This window comes from Neobacillus sp. K501 (assembly GCF_053749995.1).
Genome location: NZ_JBSLYA010000003.1, coordinates 12,303 through 30,928, shown reverse-complemented (window position 1 = coordinate 30,928; position 18,626 = coordinate 12,303). Strand labels below are relative to the sequence as shown.

Here is an 18,626-nt window from a genome sequence, read left to right as displayed (position 1 = left end):
TTTACTCGACCAATCCTATCTCGATAGATGCCCTCTTCGCTTTAATAAAGTAAACATCTTTATCCACTTTTTGAACCTCACAATCGACTAACTTCCCCATTTTCTTGTTTGTCCGAAGAATGAAACTCATCTCACCCGGAAACCGATCAATTTGCACAGAGATTCGGTCGCCTTCATCATTGATGAATACTTCAGCATTTAAATAGTTTACTAGTTGTTTCCCTGCATTATTTGCAGTGGTACTCTTAAGCCAAGGATAATCTGAATGAACTTCATGTAAAAATCGGTCATATTCCTTCCCTAACTCGCCCCACGATTTTCCAAATGATCTTTCATTATCTAAAATATCATCAGGGTGAATAAAATGGGATACGATACCGAGAGAGGTAACTCCATTTACCATAAACCACTTCTTTTTTTGTGTGTATTCATAACCTGATGTCAACCTTGGAAAATAAATAAAACGATCTCCTTGGGCAAACTCATGGACAGCTGCTTTACCTTCACTGTCTGGTAAATACAAGGATGATAGAACATTAATAGTTGGTAACGCATTTGTTACAGCTCCCTCTCCTAGTGTATCGATACGATTAGAGGGCGGAACATAGGTTTTTAATTCAGAATTAGGATATAGATCATGAATAAAGTCTTCCACGGTGTTGAGCGATTCCTCCATATCCGCTTGACTTTTCCATGTGTGATATCCTAAATCCTCTACTATTTTGGGATCGACAGTCAGCGATTGATGATTATAACCGTGGACGCCAATTTCTCCGCCCATTTTCAATAACTCACGTCCAAATTGGATAAACGAATTTCGTTCTTGTTTATCTTCTGAAAACGGCGGTGTGATATCGTCTTCATAAGATTGAATCACCAAAGCTGTATATTTCACGTCATATTTTGCTGCCCCTCTTTGTATATCTGGCCACCAAATATCTTGATAGAAACTGGGAATATCCCTACGATATTCATCATAAATCCTTTTATTTTTTCCCTTTGGAATAGGTGCAGGAAAATCGTCCATATAAAATACCTTCATATTCATAATCGGATAAAGATAATTTTTATTTAACATACTTAAAGCACCCGTAATTAAACCACGACTTCCTTTTGTCGCAAGCATGGTTCCATTAAAAACCATAAATTTTCCATTTTTATAGGGAACCTCCCAAAGTAACGGTACTTGATCGAGTGACTCAATATGAATGTTACAGTTTTCTGCTAATTTCACAGATAAGGAAGAGTTCGCCGTTATCTCTTCTCGTTTCATAGTCAGGTTTTTTTGTTTGATTAATACATTGGAATTAAGGGTCAATCCATTTGGAGTAACAAATTTCCCTATTTCACTAATTCCGAGCTTTTGATAGAAATTTTGCAGTGAACCGTTTAGTTCTGGTCGAATCGCGAAAAAAACCATGCCGCCTTTCTCCATGTAAGAGTCTAATATATTTTGATTTACTAGATTGCTAACCTCTTCACAAGCAATAATGACATATTTATACTCATCAAAGGATGGAGGAAGATTGGAATGGGTAACCGTGCTTATCTTTTTCTTCATGTAATCCAGTGTTGCTGCAATGTTGTCCTTAATGCCGACACTTCCGGGATTCTCATCGTTGTAAATAAGTAAGTATTCTTCATTATTAAAGTCTTTAACTGCTTGATCAGACAATTTTGTAATTATTTGTTCCTTCTCAACCGATATTCCATTTGGAAAGTATTTAAGAACATAATTAGAGTTTACTCCTCCTATAAAAAGGCCAAAAACAAAGACAAATCCAATCACAACGTAAATACTCTTTCCTAAACTAAATTTTTCATTCATTTGAGTCACCCTGTAACCAAAATCTAATTTTATTCAAACCATTTGGAGAAAGTCTTACAGATGACTCTCTAAGCATTTGTAATGTTTTATTAAATTTCACTTGATTTTTCATAGAAAAATAGAGCTTCATTGACATAAAATAGGCTTCCTCTTCATTGGAACAATAATCTAAAAAGGTTTGGCAGTATTTTTCTGCACTAGATAATTCTCCTAATAGGATGTCACAATTAATTTTTTTAATATAATAATCCTTTTCTGTCGGCACGATTTCAATGATTCTCTCCATCATTTGAGAATAATGATAGTAGTATTTCTTTTCTGTTCTTTTATCTAAAAAACCTGTATTTACATACGACTTTATCACCTCTGCATAAGAGGTTAATAGCTTCTGGTTATCAGGATGCTTCTCCAATTGATATTCCATTTGTTGAATGGAAGACAACAATTGACTCTTTATGTCCTGTATTGCAGTGGCAGCATAGTGCGAGGTTTCGCTATCATCGTTGTGTAATGCTGTTTGCAGGATCCCGATGTGACTGAATGTATCATTTTTTAAGATATCCAACAGCATTTTCCGTTTCGTTTGGTTATCATTTAGAAGTAAAGCATCTTTCATCGGAACAAAACTAGTCTCACGCTCAAAGTCTACTTTTCGTAAAATGTCTGCTTGCTCTTTCTGCTTTTCAATGATTCCCTCAGGTATAAACGCTCCATCAACCTTTCGATTATGGAACATAAAGTATAGGATAATTAAGCCAAAAAATGGACAAAAGATGGAAACAATCAGCTTAACAACGATGTTCTTTTGTCTTTTTCTTAGATGTATAAGCAAATAGATGGCGACGATTAGATAATATACCAACAAACCCTTAAGCATAGATTTCTTCCTCATGATAGTGTTGTTGAATGATAGATACAAAACGATTAATAGCTGGCTTTGCCGTTTCTTTATCTGTGTTGGAAAGAAGGATCCAATACGTACCATCCTCATCGGTACCGATATAGTCGGTGTCTCTTAAGGTGGCTGAAATTCTTTCTAATACCCGCTCCATATTTTTTACCGGTATAACCCTCGTAATAAAATAAGGAATGTTATGATGCTCTTGAGCTTTTTGTTTAGATTCTAATATCTTTTTAAAATACTCTGGCTTTAAAATCGTCGTTCCCTCAATATAACGCTCACGTTGTGTAGCATGAACATATTCAAATGCCCGAATAATGGAATCCGTAATTAAATTTGTCACGACATGAAATAAATTCTCATGATAAAGATTTAAGTAATCAAAGTTCATATCTTGAATACAAATGACAGCAACCGCAGCACCATCTTTCCATATTGGTGCAATCATCATTGGAAATTGGGGATCAAGTCTACGATTAATATACGTCTTGTTTTCTAAGACGGCATTTGCAAATGGACTGTTTTTCAAAACTTCAATCGAAGTCGGAAAATTGGAAAGATCAGCATTCGATTTTGAAACAAGCCGTAAAAAGCGATTTCCTTGTCCAGCAAGATAAATGGCTGCTTCTTTTGTTTTCATAATTTCTTCAAGAACATGAATTACTCCGTTAAAAACCTCATCTGGCTCTAAACTATCAATCTTCCTAATAATGGTATAGACCTCACCTACACTTGCCTCTGAATAGAGAATCTGTGTTTGTAAAGCATCCTTCACCTTTCTTGTTTCCATATATACTTCATCAAGTAATTGGTATTTTTCTTGAAACAATTGTAATTCACGAACCGCAGTATCTTCTCTTAACTTTTTTCTGTCAATAACATAACCTGTGAGTAGACCTACAAATAAATAAATGCCAAATTGAATTAAAGTCCGATGATCCATAAATAACGAAAGGATTTCTCTCCCGTTCATTAATCCTTGCCAGCCGTATAGAATAATGGACAAACCACAAGCGATAACAGCTTGAACTTTCCCAAAAATAATTCCCACTAACAAGATATAGATTAATAGAAGATCAAAATGATAGAATAAATCCCCGAATTGAATATGAAGGATGGCAGTGATAAGAAAGAGAAAAATATTTTCAATATACGGAAGATAGGATTTCATTGATTGCTCGATAAAGAAGGTGATTCCAGTATTCTTATTTTTGCTTACTTCATCAATGCTTGCGTTGGCATTGTTTGTAGAGAACCATTGGTATGTTCTTTTTAATCCTTCCTCTACCGAATATTTAGGGCTCCAATTCACTTCTTGCATTATTTTCTCATTATCCAATCTCGAATAGTGAATATCATTATTTCGTGCCTCACGATACACGACATCTTTGATTGGATCTATCTTTTTTAAATGCTCTACCAGCTGACTCACACTTGTTTCCGTGTTGGTTGAAAGATTCATTAAGCCTGAAACATTTTTTTTAACAGAACGATAGATTGCCTCGGCAACATCTTCAACAAAGATAAAATCTCTCGTCTGTGTTCCATCACCGAAGATCGTTATTTCCTCATTATTGATTATTTTTTCTATAAAGGTAGAAATAACACCACCTTCTCCATTATTTCCCTGTTTTGGCCCATAGACATTCGAAAAACGGAAACAAAGGGTGTCTAACTGATAGACTTCATTCCACTTCTGACAATAGTACTCTCCCAATAATTTGTTCATCCCATATGGTGAGATGGGATTGCAAATTGATTCCTCAGTCAATGGGATGACTTCATTATCTCCAAATACCGCAGCAGAGGAAGCAAACACAAATTTGGAAACATAATATTTTTTGGCAAGCTGTAAAATATTAATTAAGCCCATCACATTCACTTTTGAATCCTGTGATGGGCACTCAATCGACTTTTGGACACTCACTTGTGCTGCTAAATGAATGACGACATCAAATTTATTCGTTTTAAATATTTGTTCACATTGTTCATCCTCAATGTTGTAGATATAAGCCTGATGGCGAAAATATATATTGCTCTTTTTTCCAGTAGAAAGATTATCAAGTATATGTACCTCATGGCCCTCACGATAAAATTTCTCTGCAACAAAAGATCCAATAAAGCCGTAACCGCCCGTAATTAAAACCTTCATAGTTTACCTCGTGTTCATGTTAGAATCTATTCCGTGTAAATCTAATTTAATATATTTCCAAACAGAAATCTACAAAATCCGACATAAAAAGAGCACAGGCAAAAAAAAGCACCAGAAAGGTGCTTTTATAATAGCTGCATGGTTGATATGCAAGTAGCGTCATCCTCAAATGTAGAAATTTCAGATTCCGATACTTTTCCACCATGTTCAATCTTTATTCGATATGTTTTATCCCTAGGGAGCCATAAGTCAAAAAATCCATTGGATTGGGATTTCACTTTTTCCTCAAGGATCACGTTACCTTCCTTATCCTCAATGTATACATCAAACTCTTCTTCAACCAATTCACCTTGACAACCTGTCAAGCTATGATTCGTTCAGGGGTGAGTTTCATTTACATAAGGTGCAATAGAAACGAAAAAATCTTCTTTAGAAACGTCATAAGTTGACTCGCTTCCATCACTTTTCTTGACTATTAACTCTTGGGAAGTAATCGATGCAGTATCTTTCGTTGTTTTATTTGAACTATAATCGCTTACTAATTCTCTAATGTTATCCACCTTTTTTTCCTTTAAAACAGCTTCATCATCGGAACCTGCTTGTCCGCAACCCACTAATGCAGCAGATAAAAATAAAATTGGCAGGAAAATTTTTGCCTTCATAAAACGCCTCACTTCCTTTCTGTCTTCTAAACTAGTATACCATCTCATCTACTAGTAAAAATATGCCGCTCACTTTTGTCACAAAATAGTAAGGAATACATTCTATTTAATTTACTTGTGTTTTATCTATAAAACACACTAGTGGTTTACATAATATAATTATGTTAAATTATTATTTCAAAAAAGAGACCTGTAAATTCAGATCTCACCATTTTACTTATTTCCTGATCAGCTTCGAATGCTGTTGGTCTACATTATAAATAAAAGCAAATACCTCGGCGACCGCATCATACAGCTGTTCAGGAATAGTCTCATTAATTTGTAACTGACTTAATAACTCTACTAACGATGAATCCTCTTGAAGAGGTACATTATGTTCTTTGGCTTTTTTGATCATGTTTGCTGCAACCTCTCCCTTGCCTTTTGCTAAAACGGTTGGTGCAGCATGTTTGCTAACATCATAGGAAAGGGCGACAGCTTGGAGTGGTTTACCTGTTTTTTCTTTCATATTTTAATATCCACCCTTCGATAAAACTCTGTTGAAAGTTCGCCGAGATTCATTGAATGCTGGTCTAGCTTCCTTTTTTCAGTAGAAGGGGCCACATGAATAAAGGATAGTTTATAGCCAATCCTCTCCAGATTCTCTTTTAATGAAGGTGTTAATGTTGATATGATCGGGTCAACTTCTTTTTCATCGTTGATAATCGAAACATGGATGACCTTATTTTGAACCTGCATATCAATCACCGTTTGCTTGATACTTTGTAAATCCAAATAAAATAAGATTCGGCAATAATCGGGATCTATTTGCCCTTTACTCGTTTTCCGTCCATTCCATTGCAGTGTAATATCGGATTGTTTATTCCTGAATGTAAACGGAAGCTGTAGCACCATTTGCTGCAATGGTCCGACCGGATCCTGCGAGATTAATTGCATTCCCGTTAACCGATTCAAAATGGGCTCTACTTCCTTACCGCTTGTACCTAACTCATTCATGGCACCCATTAATAACGGTTTTAAAGATTGCAATGAATCGATTGAATTCTTCATCTCTTTTGGCAGCATCTGTAGGTTATTTTCATATTCAAGACCGAGGGATTGAACTAGATTTTTCAACATTTGTTTAATATCTGAACCTGAAGGAATCTCATTAAGTGTTTGATTTCCAGCAAGATTTGCAATCATGTCTTTTAATGGCTGTAACGTTTTCATAGAATCAAATTTTGGCTGGTCAAGGTATGTTCCCAGTTCCTGTAATTGCATCGTAAAAGATTGTGAGTCTTGAACCGCCACTAACGATTGAAAGGTTTGTTTTGTGAAAGGAAGATCTCTTTTGATCATCCATTCCAAAGCATTTAAGTCTTTCGAAATATCACTTTGATTACCAACCCAGGCAGCCGCTGCTTTTAGTTGCTCTTTGGCAAATGGCAGGTTATTTGCTAAAAAATACTGGAGTAGCTTTACATTTTGTTTGGTATTAGGAAGCTGAAAGCTGTCCAATAATTGCTGGGCAGAATGCGTTTGGCCAAAACCGTCCACTACTTTGAGCTGAATACCTTCTTTCGAATTCGAGCGGACTTCAAACCAATAATGATCCTTGGCGGAAACATCTGTCTGAAGATGGGCCATTAATTTCATATTCCCAATTTGGATGATGGCCGTATGATTCGGAAGAACTTTCTCTACCCGGCCATACAGGTATTGCCCAGGCTTAAACGTAACCTGGGAGGCTTTTTGGATATTTTCAGCATTAATGAGGGATTGAATTAGTTGTACGGGATGCATGGGCAAATACTCCTTAAAACACAAGTGCTAGATCATCATAAGTTTTGCTTTTATCATACCATTTTTTCCTGTTAAATAAGTAGGCAAGTTTTTGGGAAAATATAACTCTCACACAATATGCAAAACAACAGGACATAGATCGACCTGTTGTTCATCTTTATTCTAATAGACTCTATACGTTTGGCCTGTTTGTCCGCCTTCCGCACTTTTCCGATAGGCATTAACTACCCTGCTGACAGGAACAGGTTCAAATCCTGGAAAATATGGCCCATATTTATCCATGGATTCCATCACAACGTTAGGGCTGACATTATTAATCCGTATACCGCGAGGCATTTCGATGGCGGCAGCCTTAACAAAAGATCTAATCGCTCCTCCCGCCATGGCCGCGGAAACACCACCTATGATTGGATCATCCATAATAACTCCAGTCGTTAATGTAAAACTTCCTCGATCACTTATGTTATTCAGCCCCAATAAAACGAGGTTAATCTGCCCCTTAAGCTTACTTTGGATCGCGAGTTCATTGTTTTCTGGAGTCAAATCATGGAGAGCTCCAAAGTAGTTAGTCCCCGCAATACTAATGAGAGCATCGACTTGCCCTACTTTTTCATACATGGCTTTAATGCTGTCTGTAGCCGTAATGTCAACCGATACATCTGCTCCATTCCGCCCAGCCGCAAGCACTTCATGTCTTGTAGCTAATTCTTTATAGACTCCACTCCCGATTGTCCCTGACGCACCTACTAATAAAATTCTCATCTTCCAAACTCCTTTTCTAGTTTTTTAGTTATCCTTGATTTCCCTTTATAAAAATTGGTTCCAATGACGCCAATGATGATCATGGTTGACCCAAGGATATGAAACCATTCGATCGACTCATTCAAAATTACTGCTCCAGCAATCATGGAAATGACGGTTGATAAATTGTTAAAGATACTCATTTTTGAAGCTGTTAATTTTGATAAAATGAAATTCGATAAAAAAGCCGTGATCATCGTAGCGAATATACCAAGAAAGACAACCGCTCCTAAAAACTTCAAATTAGCAGCTAGCATGAGATACTCAGAAATTTCTCCTTGATGTTTTACTAAGGAATAACCATTAAAAAATACCACCCCAAAGGTAACCATGACATAGGTTAACTGAATCGGGCTAAAAGCAATCGATAAAAACCTTGCCAATACGGTATATCCGGCAATGGAGAGACAGGAAAGGAAGAGAAATAGAATCCCGATCCAATGCTCCTCCGAACCGCCAATCGAACCGCCATTCATCACAAAAATATAGACGACTCCGAAAATCGATAAAAAGATAAACATCGATTGGATCCCATTTATTTTTTCCTTAAGGAAAAAAGCTGCGAACAAAGCTGTTAAGGCGGGTGAAAACGCGAAAATCATTCCCGCTTCAGATGAAGACGTAAAATTAAGCCCTAATGCTTGAAAGCTAAAAAACAAGGTGGGGTAAAATAAGGCTAAGATTAATAACGAGAAAACGAGTTTCTTATCTTTCAGATTTATTTTCATTTTCTTTGTCTTTGAAAATAGCAAAAATACTGTTAAGGCAATCCAAGCTACCAGAAACCGAAATCCTAACGTATCGGTGGGTGTTGTTGCCTCTAAAGCGATTTTAGTAAATAAAAACGATATTCCCACAATGGTTGCATTCAATAATGCGGCCAGATAAACACGTGAATGAATAACCATTCCAATTCCCCCTAAATTACATTTCAAAAGTACCTCTTAGTTAATATTATGCAATGTTCAAATTGGAATAAAAAGGGTATAATCATGAAGAAAATGTCCCCTTTTGTTGGGGATAATGGATAACTTCCTAGAATGGGAGAGATTGAATGAAGAAAATAGATTACTTTCAAATGAGGGCATTCTTATATGCTCGTGAAACCAATCATTCTGTCGATTTTAAACTAACAGAGCTTGAAAACCTCTGGTATTGTACACAGAAGAACGTAAAGAGAAAATTGAAGCAATTTGTCGAGGACGGAGCCTGTCTTTATTATCCTGGTAAAGGCCGGGGCAATTCCTCCCAACTTGTTTTTACAAAAGCATTCCAAGATGAAATTGAAATAGTCGTTCAGGAATTAATGGACAAGGACCAGTTGGAAGAAATTGTTCAACTGTTACAGCTGCCGATTCCAAAAAAGTGGATTTCAAACGTTTCGAAAAGAATACAAGATCTATTCGGGATGCATTCATCGAATGAATCAACCGATATCCTCCGAACGATTATAACTAGAAAACTAACCACCCTTGACCCTGTACATACATCGATTAATTTTGAATCATTTCTTATCCAGCAGCTCGGTGATACCTTAGTCACTTATGATCAAGAAAATGATATCGTGCGTCCGCATCTTGCCCATCATTGGGACGTTGATTCCGAATGTAAATCATGGACATTCTACCTCCGCAAGGGCGTTCGCTTTCATCATCTTCAGATGTTAACGAGTGAAGATATAAGATACACATTTCAACGATTTCAAGCACAGACATCTCCTCATCATTGGTTAGTGGAAGACATTGAGCATATCGATTGTCCTTCCCCCCACATCATCCGATTTGAGCTTGAACGGTCAAATCCGTTCTTTTTAAGGTATTTATGTAGTCCCAACCTTGTCATCTTACCAAAAGATGAACCGTTTGATGAGAATAAGTGGGTTGGTTCTGGCGCCTTTCAAATAAAAAAACGAACGGATTGCTTGTTTGTCCTTCAGGCATTCGATGAATATTTTGCAGGCCGTCCCTTCATCGATGAAATTGAATTTTACCGTGCACCCTTTGAGGCTTCAAACTCATTTTCCTGTGATGTGAATGGGGAGGAAATCAATAGCGAACATTTACAAAAAATCTCATCGGAAGTAGGTTTCCGATTCCTCGCATTTAACTATAAACGAAATACCATAATTCATAACCGGGCGTTTCGTGAAGCCATCTACCACCTTTTTGATATCGAAAAAATGGCTGCTGAACTTGGACGTGATAATCTCAAAGTAGCCTCCAGTTACTTTTATTGGATGTCAAAGTCTCCTGAGAAAAATAGAAAACTAGTGAAACCCTTGCTTCGTGAAGCTGGATACCAGGGGGAACCGTTAACCGTCTATACTGTTGGATACCCAAACCATATAAAAGAGGCAGAGTGGCTGAAAAGTGAAGCACTAAAAGAAGGGATTCATTTTGAGATTAAAACGTATACATTAGATCAATTATATGATCCTTCCATTGAGGAAGCGGATTTATTATTTATGGGTGAGGCAGCGTCTATGGATCATCATTTATCCTTTATTGGTGCTTTTTTAAACAAGTCATTAATCTTTCATCGTTTTTTTTCTAAGGATCAAATTAATCCTATTCAGAAATACTTAAAGCAAATCAAACAGGAGACAAATTCGGTAAAACGGAACGACCTGATTGAACAAACAGAAAGGTATATTCGCGAAGAGAACCTATTTCTGTACTTATATCATCCTATCAAAAATCGAATGTTTCACCCGATGATTAAAGATATCGAATTCGAATCCTATGGTTTTGTTGACTTTCGGAAATTATGGATTAAATAGAGGAAAAACAGCAGCAATTTTTTTCCTGCTGCTGTTTTTTATTATCCAATTATAATGGTTTCCCTTTTCATTTCAACCTTTCCTACCAAATTACCAACTAGGTCTTTTAAAATCGAAATCGCTCTTTCATCTATTAAATGGTTTGAGGCATCAAATTTACCATTCGCTTGGCCGATTAATAATTCTGGTCTTCTGACTAAGTCCATGTTCAAAGCAAATAGGATTTCTCTTAAATGCATTTGTGCACGGATGGTTCCTAATACACCAGGTGTTGCACCCAAAATGGCCACCGGCTTGTTTTGCAGCGGTGTACCTGTTGAAGGACGTGATAACCAATCTAATGCATTTTTTAATGCTCCAGTGATCGAAGAATTATACTCTGGACATGTAATGATCACAGCATCAGCCTCCCCTACTAGTTTTCCTAAAATTTGAACGGATTCGGGTACTTCATCTTCCAAATCCGAATTAAATAATGGAAGGTTTGCAAGGTCCGCGATTTCAAATTGATAGGGTTGAGGTAGAAAATGACCTGCCTCTATTAACAATGCTTTATTGATTGATTCCTTTCGAATACTTCCACAGATACCTACGATTTTTCTTGCTTCTACCATGTTTCATTCCTCCAAATATATTTGATTATCCTTTTATTAACTCTTCCATCCATTCCATCACCTCAGCAGCGATGTGTACATCTCCTTCTTCCAATCGCTTTACGGCATGATTTTTTAAGTAAAATTCGAAAACATTTTGAGTCAGTTTATCGAAGTTAGTTTTAAGGAAGAAGAATTGTTCCATATATTGCTCATCATGTGGATCCTTATCCAAAATGTCAGTTAACACTTCAATCTGTTTTTTTAGAATTGTTAAGGATTCCTGTAGTTCATGACATTTAAAATATGGCAGTGATTGATATTTATCCATTTCGAACCTCTAAATCCTTTCCTCATATTTCCTTCTCTCGTTTATATTGTAAATAGAAAAAAGGACGACAAAAAGGGAACAATTCGATTCGAAATGTCCCCTTTTCAACACATCTATATTTTGTTTACTTGCCTTCAACTTCCCATTTAGAGATTTCTTCACGTACAATCGGTGCCACTTCTTTTCCTAACAGTTCAATCGCTCTCATGACATCTTCATGAGGCATCGTGCCGACTGGGCAGTGAAGCATGAAACGGGTGATTCCCACATTCTTTCGCAGGTGTATGATTTTCTCCGCAACCGTTTTTGAATCACCGACATACAACGCTCCTTCAAAACTGCGCATGGCATCGAAGGTTGTGCGATCATACCTGCCCCAGCCACGCTCACGTCCTAATTTATTCATGGCCTGTTGAGTAGAAGGGAAAAACTTCTCTGCGGCCACGTCGTTCGTTTCAGCAATAAAACCATGGGAATGCGAGGCAACTGGCAGCTTCGAGACGTCATGACCCGCATGAATAGCCGCTTTCTTATAAAGCTCAACTAGCGGTGCAAAATGCATCGGACTGCCGCCAATAATCGCTAAAACAAGTGGAAGACCGAGCAGTCCCGCACGGATGACAGAATCCTGATTACCGCCACTGCCGATCCAAACTGGTAATGGATCTTGCACTGGTCTCGGGTACACGCCAAGATTATTGATTGCCGGACGATGCCCCCCTTTCCAGCTGACTTTCTCCGACTCCCGTATTTTTAATAAAAGGTCAAGTTTTTCTTCAAATAACTCATTGTAATCTTTTAAATCATAACCAAACAGTGGAAATGATTCGATGAATGACCCACGACCTGCCATGATTTCTGCCCGTCCATTTGAGATCGCATCAAGAGTAGCAAAATCTTGAAAAACACGAACTGGATCGGCAGAAGACAATACGGTAACTGCACTTGTTAGTCGAATTCGTTTTGTCTGTGAAGCCGCTGCAGCGAGCACAACCGCTGGTGATGAGGCCGCATAGTCTTCCCGGTGATGCTCGCCGACACCAAAGACATCCAGCCCTACCTCGTCTGCGAGGATAATTTCTTCGACAACCTCGCGAATCCGCTCTGCATGACTGATGACCTTACCCGTTTCAACATCTGGTGTTGTTTCTACAAATGTGCTTAAACCTATTTCCATACAAATACCCCCAACTATATGTATCCCTGGTCCATAACCAGATTTCAGAGTGAAAATCTTCACTTAATCATAACTTTCCCAAACAAATTAAAAAAGTTTTTTGCAAAAAATATTTCGTATTACGAAAAAGATGATAAAATATTCTATAAAAATAGATCGAGGTACACGAATGATGAAAAAGCAGTGGATGATTTATGGATTGTTAACATTAGCTACAGCTACCTGGGGAAGTGCTTTTATTGCAGGGAAAGTTGCGGTGCAAAGCTTTGAACCGGCAACGGTTGCTTTTTTGCGCTTTTTCGGAGCAGCTCTCCTATTGTTTCCCATCATGTGGCTGACCGAAAAAAATCCAAAGAAGCCCACTCTCAAAGACTATGGATTATTTGCAGTTCTCGGATTAACAGGAATTGCCCTCTATAATATTTGTTTTTTTATCGCAACAAAGCATGCTCCTGTTATTAAAAGCTCATTATTTATCGCAAGTAATCCCGTGTTAATCGTGCTTTTATCAGGCTTATTTTTAAAAGAAAAAATTACAAAAAATCATATTGTTGGTATGGTAATTGCTTTAACGGGGGCAGCCTTCGTAATCACGGATGGTCATCTCCTTTCACTGTTTCAATTTGGCTTTGAACCAATCGATTTGGTTTTGCTCGGCGCAGTGGTAAGTTGGGCCTTGTATAGTGTTGTGGGAAAAGTGGTGTTAAAAAAATTCAGCTCAGTTGAATCCACCACCTATGCCGTGGCTTTCGGTACGATCTTTTTGCTGCCATTTGCTTCAGCAGAAACATCATGGCAGGAGATTATCCAAGCTGATACTTCCACTTGGATTGCAATCGCTCATATGAGCATCTTTGTAACCGTTGTTTCGTTTATCATGTACTATTACGGAATTAAAGAGGTTGGTGCTGCAAAAGCATCCATTTTCATTAATGTGATGCCAGTGTCAGCTGTTCTAATGGCAACCTTCTTCTTAGATGAAACCTTCACCGTGGCTCACGGAATTGGAGCAGCCTTTGTCTTAACAGGAGTCTATATCGGAACCAATACAAAATTATTAAAAAGAAAAAAACAAGAAGCACTTTATAACGAACCTCCAGTGCATAATAAAAAAAGCTAGCACTCAGCTAGCTTTTTTATTACTCATTTAAAATATCTATAATAGGACTCAGTACGTGCCTTAATCGAGCAACCATTACGATGAAAAACCTTCTGCATACGTATATTTGCTTCATGTGTCCCACCTATGTAATAAGTGGCTCCCATTTGTTTTAAGGCAATCAATGACTGATAGTGGTACAGTGTACTTTTTCCTTTTCCTCTTACCTCAGGGAGTATTCCAAAATAGAATAATCTTCCCTCATTTTTCGTGCCGGGTTCAATATGTGGAATTGTTATTCCGATTGGTTTATTGTCTTCATAGATTGCTAGACAAGATTTGCGCCAATCCGCTCCTAATTCACTCTTCACGGATAGGATCTGATCCTCAATCGTTAGGGTTGAGGCAGCGTTATCAGAACCACTCATACATTTCCCCCACAGCAGCTTAAATTCTTCCTCTGTAATGGTACAATCATCCAAGGAACGCCACTGATCTAGCTTCCAATCTTCAATCTCTTCTAAATCTCGATATACCTCCACTCTTGAAGCAAACTTTTCAAATCCAAGTTCCAGCAACATGTCAGCAAATGGTGAATAATGCTCCGTTGCTCTATTTATTAGGACACCTAACCTAGCCAATTTCATTTTTCCAGCGAGTAAAAGCACGTTTTTTAATTGGCTTTCCCACTCTTCATGGCTAAAAACAACTTCTTCTTTTTCTTCGAGAAATAGATAATCAGGCAGCCCATTTAATACCTTAAAGTTGCCATTTACTAGATTTTGCACATTAAAATAGTCACTCACAACAATCGTAGTCCTTTTCTAAATTATTGATCTGACAGCTTTACTAGCTGCTTACCGATATTATCCCCACGGAATAAACCAAGGAAGGCATCCACTGTGTTTTCAAAACCAGAGACGATATTTTCTCGATATTGAATTTTCCCTTCCTTTACCCACTGCGATAACTGGGTTAAGGCTTCCTTGTGATCCTTCGCGTAATCTGAAACAATAAAACCTTTCATTAATGAACTGGTTGTTAACAGTTGTCCCGCTACTCTTGGACCCATGGCTGGTTTTTCGAGATTGTATTGTGATATCTGTCCACAAATGATGGTACGCGACTGAAAATTAATCAAAGTCATGACCGCATCACTTACTGCTCCGCCTACATTATCAAAATAAACATCAACACCATTTGGACAGGCCTTCTTAAGTTCAGTGCGGAGATTTTCTGCTGTTTTATAGTTAATCGCAGCATCAAACCCTAACTCCTCGGTTAAGTAGGCACATTTATCGTCGCCTCCAGCAATACCAACTACACGACAGCCCATTATTTTTGCAATTTGACCAACAATCGTGCCGACAGCTCCAGATGCACCTGATACGACAACCGTTTCCCCTTCTTTTGGCTCTCCAATCTTCAATAAGCCTAAATAAGCAGTTAAACCAGGCATACCAAGTACATGAAGGGCGGTAGTGATAGGGGCTAATTCCGGATTAATTTTCCGAAGGGTACTACCATCCGATACATTGTACTCAGCCCACTCGAGGCGACCTTCAACAATTTGATCCACTTCAAATTTTGTATTTTTAGATACGACTACTTTTCCCACCATACCACCGAGAAATGGAGCCCCCACTTCATATGGCTTGGCATAGGATTTAGCATCCGACATCCTCCCGCGCATATAAGGATCGACAGAAAGATATAGTGTGCGGATCAGAACTTCACCCTCCTGAATCTCAGGAACTTTGGTTTCAATCCTTTCAAAATTGCTTTCATCCGGCATTCCCTTAGGCCGGCTAGCCAATAATATTTTGCGATTTAAATTGCTTTCCACATATCTCACTCCCGAAAATAGTTTTTAAAACAAGCTTTATCTACTTGTTCTATTTTCTGAATAAGATTCCCTGCTTAAAAAAGCTTTTACCTGAAAGAATGTCAATAAACTCCCATTCTATCATTTAGTCTTATTTTTCATTGGAATGATAAGAACGAAACTTATCGCAGCTAATAATAGCGTAAGAGTAAAAACCAAGGTGAAATGATTGTTTAGCCCAGCCAAGATGATACCTGCAATAGTTGGGCCAATCGTAGAACCTAATGATCGGAAAAGGCTTAGATAGCCGACTGCAGAACCCGTATCCTTTAATTCTACATGTTGCATAATCATGATGTTTAATGGTGCCCCTATGATAATACCAATCCCAAATCCCATAAATATGATTGTCATCAGCAACATGGATACAGTGGTGACAAAGAATGCCAACGATAGTGCACCTATTAAAGACAGAACAAATCCCAACATTAACACCTTTTTGGCCCCGATTTTATCAACTAACGCTCCACCGACTAGCGATGCAATCATTGAGGCCATGGCTAATGGTGTGATCCCCATCCCCGATTGCCCTTTCGTTAGTCCTAGTGTGATCTCAGAGAAAAGCGGTAGTAAATTGATGGTCGTCGCCATGATGAAACCAGAAATAAGTGAGAGTATAAAAATCACAAGTGTATTCTTTTTCGAAATGTATTTCATATTCATAACCGGATCAATGGCTTTCTTTTCGATAGGAATCATGACGATGAATAATAGGATCCCAAGAGCAATCAAATAAACATTTTCCACTGTAATTCCCAGCATCAAAGCTAAGATTGTAGCAGTAAGAAAGATAATCCCTTTACTATCAATCGGCTTTTTCACTAATTCTTGTGTTTGCTTAAACTGCGTTAACAGCAACAGAATCGCAATAGTGATCGGAATATTGATAAAAAATATCCATTGCCACGGGAAAAAGCTAATGATAGCTGCACCTAATACTGGACCTAAAATCGTACCAAGACCAAAAATGACGCCAATATAACCGAGAAATTTCCCTCTATTTTCTGGAGGATAGGTTGCTGCAATTTGCGCGGCAGTGATTGGAAAAATCCCGCCTGTACCAATTGCTTGAATCGCTCTACCAATCAAAAAGAATATGAATGTCGGTGCAACGGCCGCTATCAAGGAACCTATTCCAAACAAAATAATCCCTATTGTATAGATCGTCTTTCTGCCAAATCGATCTGAAAGCTTCCCCATGATCGGAATACTCACCGCAAAAAATAACGTATAGATTGTAAAACTCCACACCGCCCAGGATTGACTTAAATCATAATGGCCCATGATGGAACTAAGTGCTGGACCTACAATTCCATTATCCAAAGCTCCCATGAAGATTCCTAATAAAAACGTAAATAATACCATTCCTTTTGGTACTTCCTTTTTCATTTGCACCGTTATGGTTTGTGTACTCATGTTCTAACACCTTCCAATTCCTCTTATTATCTATATACTATACCCCCCTATAGTATATGTCAACCAATAAAAACCTGATTATAGAAAATAACCCCATTTAAAATCCAAGATAATATCCCTCAGGTTTTTCAATATAGGCTGGCATAGGTTGCTATCTATCAAATTACCTTTTGCCAAAAGTTTAGTTTTTGATTAAATAAAAGCGCGGCAATTTCTCGGCTAATGAATGTACCTCCGAAATCTTTTAGCGACAATTTCGAATAGGATTTCATATGATTACTTAATACAACAATGGTAACATCATCCTCTAAATAACGTTCTAGGTGCGTTGTATAGCCACCTGGATGTGAGCCCCCATGGGATAGGCTTTTGCGCCCTAGCAAGTGTTTAATGAACCAACCGTAACCAATGGTCACATACTTCCCTTGGTAAGATGGTGTTTCCATTAAATGAGTATGTTCCTTATCTAGCAATAGTTGATTCTTTAGGGCAAAATCGAAACGGTGGATATCCGCAGCGGTTGAAACGATTTCCCCGCAGGCAAATAAAACGGTAGGACTTATATGAGGTCCTCTTTCTTGATTGATATAGTTTAAAGCACCTTCGTTCAATCCCTCACGAATAAAACCAGTATGTTGTAACCCAGCCCGACTGAAAATATTTTCTCTAACATAATCGTAATAACTTTTTCCCGTGAGCTTTTCAATGATAAGTCCAAGCATCAAATAGCCTGTGTTATTGTAGGCAGATTTTTTTCCTGGAGGAAATTTCGAGCGTTGCTGTGAAACCACCTTTAAAATTTGTTCTGGTGTATAATCTTGGTCCCATTTTATTTGTTTCCTTAGCATTAAATAATTCTCAATTCCTGAAGTATGATTCAATAAATGATGGATGGTAATTCCTTTCCCTTGAAAATGTGGAAAATAGTCTCCAATGGATTGGTTTAATGATAATTCCCCTTGTTGGATGAGTTGGATGACACTTACTGCTGTAATTGGTTTACTTAACATGGAAGCTGCACAAAATTTTGTTTCCAAGGTATTTTCGATATTATTTTCTTTATCTGCCCAACCAAATGCCTGCTCAAAGACGATTTCCTTATTTTGTGAAATGGAGACAACTCCGGAAAAGTCTTTATCATTCAGATAATTTTTAATTGCATTCATCAATAGTCCTCCTTTTTAAAAAACTAACGTTCGTTAATATAATTTCAAATA

The 18,626-nt window shown here is 37.7% G+C and carries 17 protein-coding genes; 2 read left to right on the top strand and 15 right to left on the bottom strand.

Translation table 11 applies throughout. The features are described 5' to 3' along the window. Window position 1: 1 nt before the first annotated feature. The 8 genes from ACWM35_RS08130 to ACWM35_RS08095 form a co-directional block, all read right to left on the bottom strand. A complete protein-coding gene (locus ACWM35_RS08130) occupies window positions 2-1,828 on the bottom strand; it encodes a DUF2194 domain-containing protein (RefSeq protein WP_454817183.1) in 1,827 nt (608 codons plus the stop codon). After that, window positions 1,821-2,705 carry a PLD nuclease N-terminal domain-containing protein gene (locus ACWM35_RS08125; RefSeq protein ID WP_454817181.1) on the bottom strand — a complete coding sequence of 295 codons (885 nt, stop codon included), beginning with the start codon at window positions 2,703-2,705 and terminating at the stop codon, window positions 1,821-1,823. The genes ACWM35_RS08130 and ACWM35_RS08125 overlap by 8 nt, the downstream gene beginning before the upstream one ends. Further along, window positions 2,698-4,881, bottom strand: a complete 2,184-nt coding sequence (locus ACWM35_RS08120; protein WP_454817179.1) for an NAD-dependent epimerase/dehydratase family protein — start codon at window positions 4,879-4,881, stop codon at window positions 2,698-2,700. Before ACWM35_RS08120 ends, ACWM35_RS08125 begins: the two co-directional genes overlap by 8 nt. Before the next feature lie 125 nt (window positions 4,882-5,006). Then, complete coding sequence (locus ACWM35_RS08115) at window positions 5,007-5,543, bottom strand: CueP family metal-binding protein (RefSeq protein WP_454817177.1); 537 nt, start codon at window positions 5,541-5,543, stop codon at window positions 5,007-5,009. A gap of 217 nt (window positions 5,544-5,760) precedes the next feature. Continuing rightward, window positions 5,761-6,051 (bottom strand): EscU/YscU/HrcU family type III secretion system export apparatus switch protein, encoded by a 291-nt coding sequence (locus tag ACWM35_RS08110; protein WP_454817175.1) that lies wholly within the window; start codon window positions 6,049-6,051, stop codon window positions 5,761-5,763. Next, on the bottom strand, window positions 6,048-7,328 hold the full coding sequence (locus tag ACWM35_RS08105) for a hypothetical protein (RefSeq protein ID WP_454817173.1): 1,281 nt from the start codon (window positions 7,326-7,328) through the stop codon (window positions 6,048-6,050). The genes ACWM35_RS08110 and ACWM35_RS08105 overlap by 4 nt, the downstream gene beginning before the upstream one ends. 162 nt (window positions 7,329-7,490) lie before the next feature. Then, entirely contained in the window at window positions 7,491-8,090 is a 600-nt protein-coding gene (locus tag ACWM35_RS08100; RefSeq protein WP_454817171.1) for a short chain dehydrogenase, read from the bottom strand. Beyond that, window positions 8,087-9,037 (bottom strand): DMT family transporter, encoded by a 951-nt coding sequence (locus ACWM35_RS08095; RefSeq protein WP_454817169.1) that lies wholly within the window; start codon window positions 9,035-9,037, stop codon window positions 8,087-8,089. The genes ACWM35_RS08100 and ACWM35_RS08095 overlap by 4 nt, the downstream gene beginning before the upstream one ends. Before the next feature lie 146 nt (window positions 9,038-9,183). Here ACWM35_RS08095 and ACWM35_RS08090 point away from each other — a divergent pair, with 146 nt between their 5' ends. Beyond that, window positions 9,184-10,908 carry an ABC transporter substrate-binding protein gene (locus ACWM35_RS08090; RefSeq protein ID WP_454817167.1) on the top strand — a complete coding sequence of 575 codons (1,725 nt, stop codon included), beginning with the start codon at window positions 9,184-9,186 and terminating at the stop codon, window positions 10,906-10,908. Between the two features lie 41 nt (window positions 10,909-10,949). On the opposite strand, the gene ACWM35_RS08085 is transcribed toward ACWM35_RS08090, so the two are convergent. The 3 genes from ACWM35_RS08085 to ACWM35_RS08075 form a co-directional block, all read right to left on the bottom strand. Continuing rightward, the gene (locus ACWM35_RS08085; protein ID WP_454817165.1) at window positions 10,950-11,522 is read right to left on the bottom strand and encodes an NADPH-dependent FMN reductase; all 573 of its coding nucleotides are present in this window, start codon (window positions 11,520-11,522) and stop codon (window positions 10,950-10,952) included. Window positions 11,523-11,547: 25 nt separating this feature from the next. After that, on the bottom strand, window positions 11,548-11,832 hold the full coding sequence (locus tag ACWM35_RS08080; RefSeq protein ID WP_454817163.1) for a hypothetical protein: 285 nt from the start codon (window positions 11,830-11,832) through the stop codon (window positions 11,548-11,550). A 124-nt stretch (window positions 11,833-11,956) separates the two neighbouring features. Continuing rightward, window positions 11,957-13,009, bottom strand: coding sequence for an LLM class flavin-dependent oxidoreductase (locus ACWM35_RS08075; RefSeq protein ID WP_454817161.1), 1,053 nt, complete (start codon window positions 13,007-13,009; stop codon window positions 11,957-11,959). A 169-nt stretch (window positions 13,010-13,178) separates the two neighbouring features. Here ACWM35_RS08075 and ACWM35_RS08070 point away from each other — a divergent pair, with 169 nt between their 5' ends. Further along, window positions 13,179-14,129: a DMT family transporter gene (locus ACWM35_RS08070; protein WP_454817159.1), complete on the top strand. Its 951-nt coding sequence runs from the start codon at window positions 13,179-13,181 to the stop codon at window positions 14,127-14,129. A 23-nt stretch (window positions 14,130-14,152) separates the two neighbouring features. On the opposite strand, the gene ACWM35_RS08065 is transcribed toward ACWM35_RS08070, so the two are convergent. The 4 genes from ACWM35_RS08065 to ACWM35_RS08050 form a co-directional block, all read right to left on the bottom strand. Continuing rightward, a complete protein-coding gene (locus tag ACWM35_RS08065; protein ID WP_454817157.1) occupies window positions 14,153-14,914 on the bottom strand; it encodes a GNAT family N-acetyltransferase in 762 nt (253 codons plus the stop codon). A 23-nt stretch (window positions 14,915-14,937) separates the two neighbouring features. Further along, the gene (locus ACWM35_RS08060) at window positions 14,938-15,903 is read right to left on the bottom strand and encodes an NADP-dependent oxidoreductase (protein ID WP_454818120.1); all 966 of its coding nucleotides are present in this window, start codon (window positions 15,901-15,903) and stop codon (window positions 14,938-14,940) included. Window positions 15,904-16,074: 171 nt separating this feature from the next. Then, window positions 16,075-17,409: an MFS transporter gene (locus ACWM35_RS08055; RefSeq protein WP_454817155.1), complete on the bottom strand. Its 1,335-nt coding sequence runs from the start codon at window positions 17,407-17,409 to the stop codon at window positions 16,075-16,077. Window positions 17,410-17,567: 158 nt separating this feature from the next. Next, window positions 17,568-18,575: a serine hydrolase domain-containing protein gene (locus tag ACWM35_RS08050; protein ID WP_454817153.1), complete on the bottom strand. Its 1,008-nt coding sequence runs from the start codon at window positions 18,573-18,575 to the stop codon at window positions 17,568-17,570. Window positions 18,576-18,626: the final 51 nt, after the last annotated feature.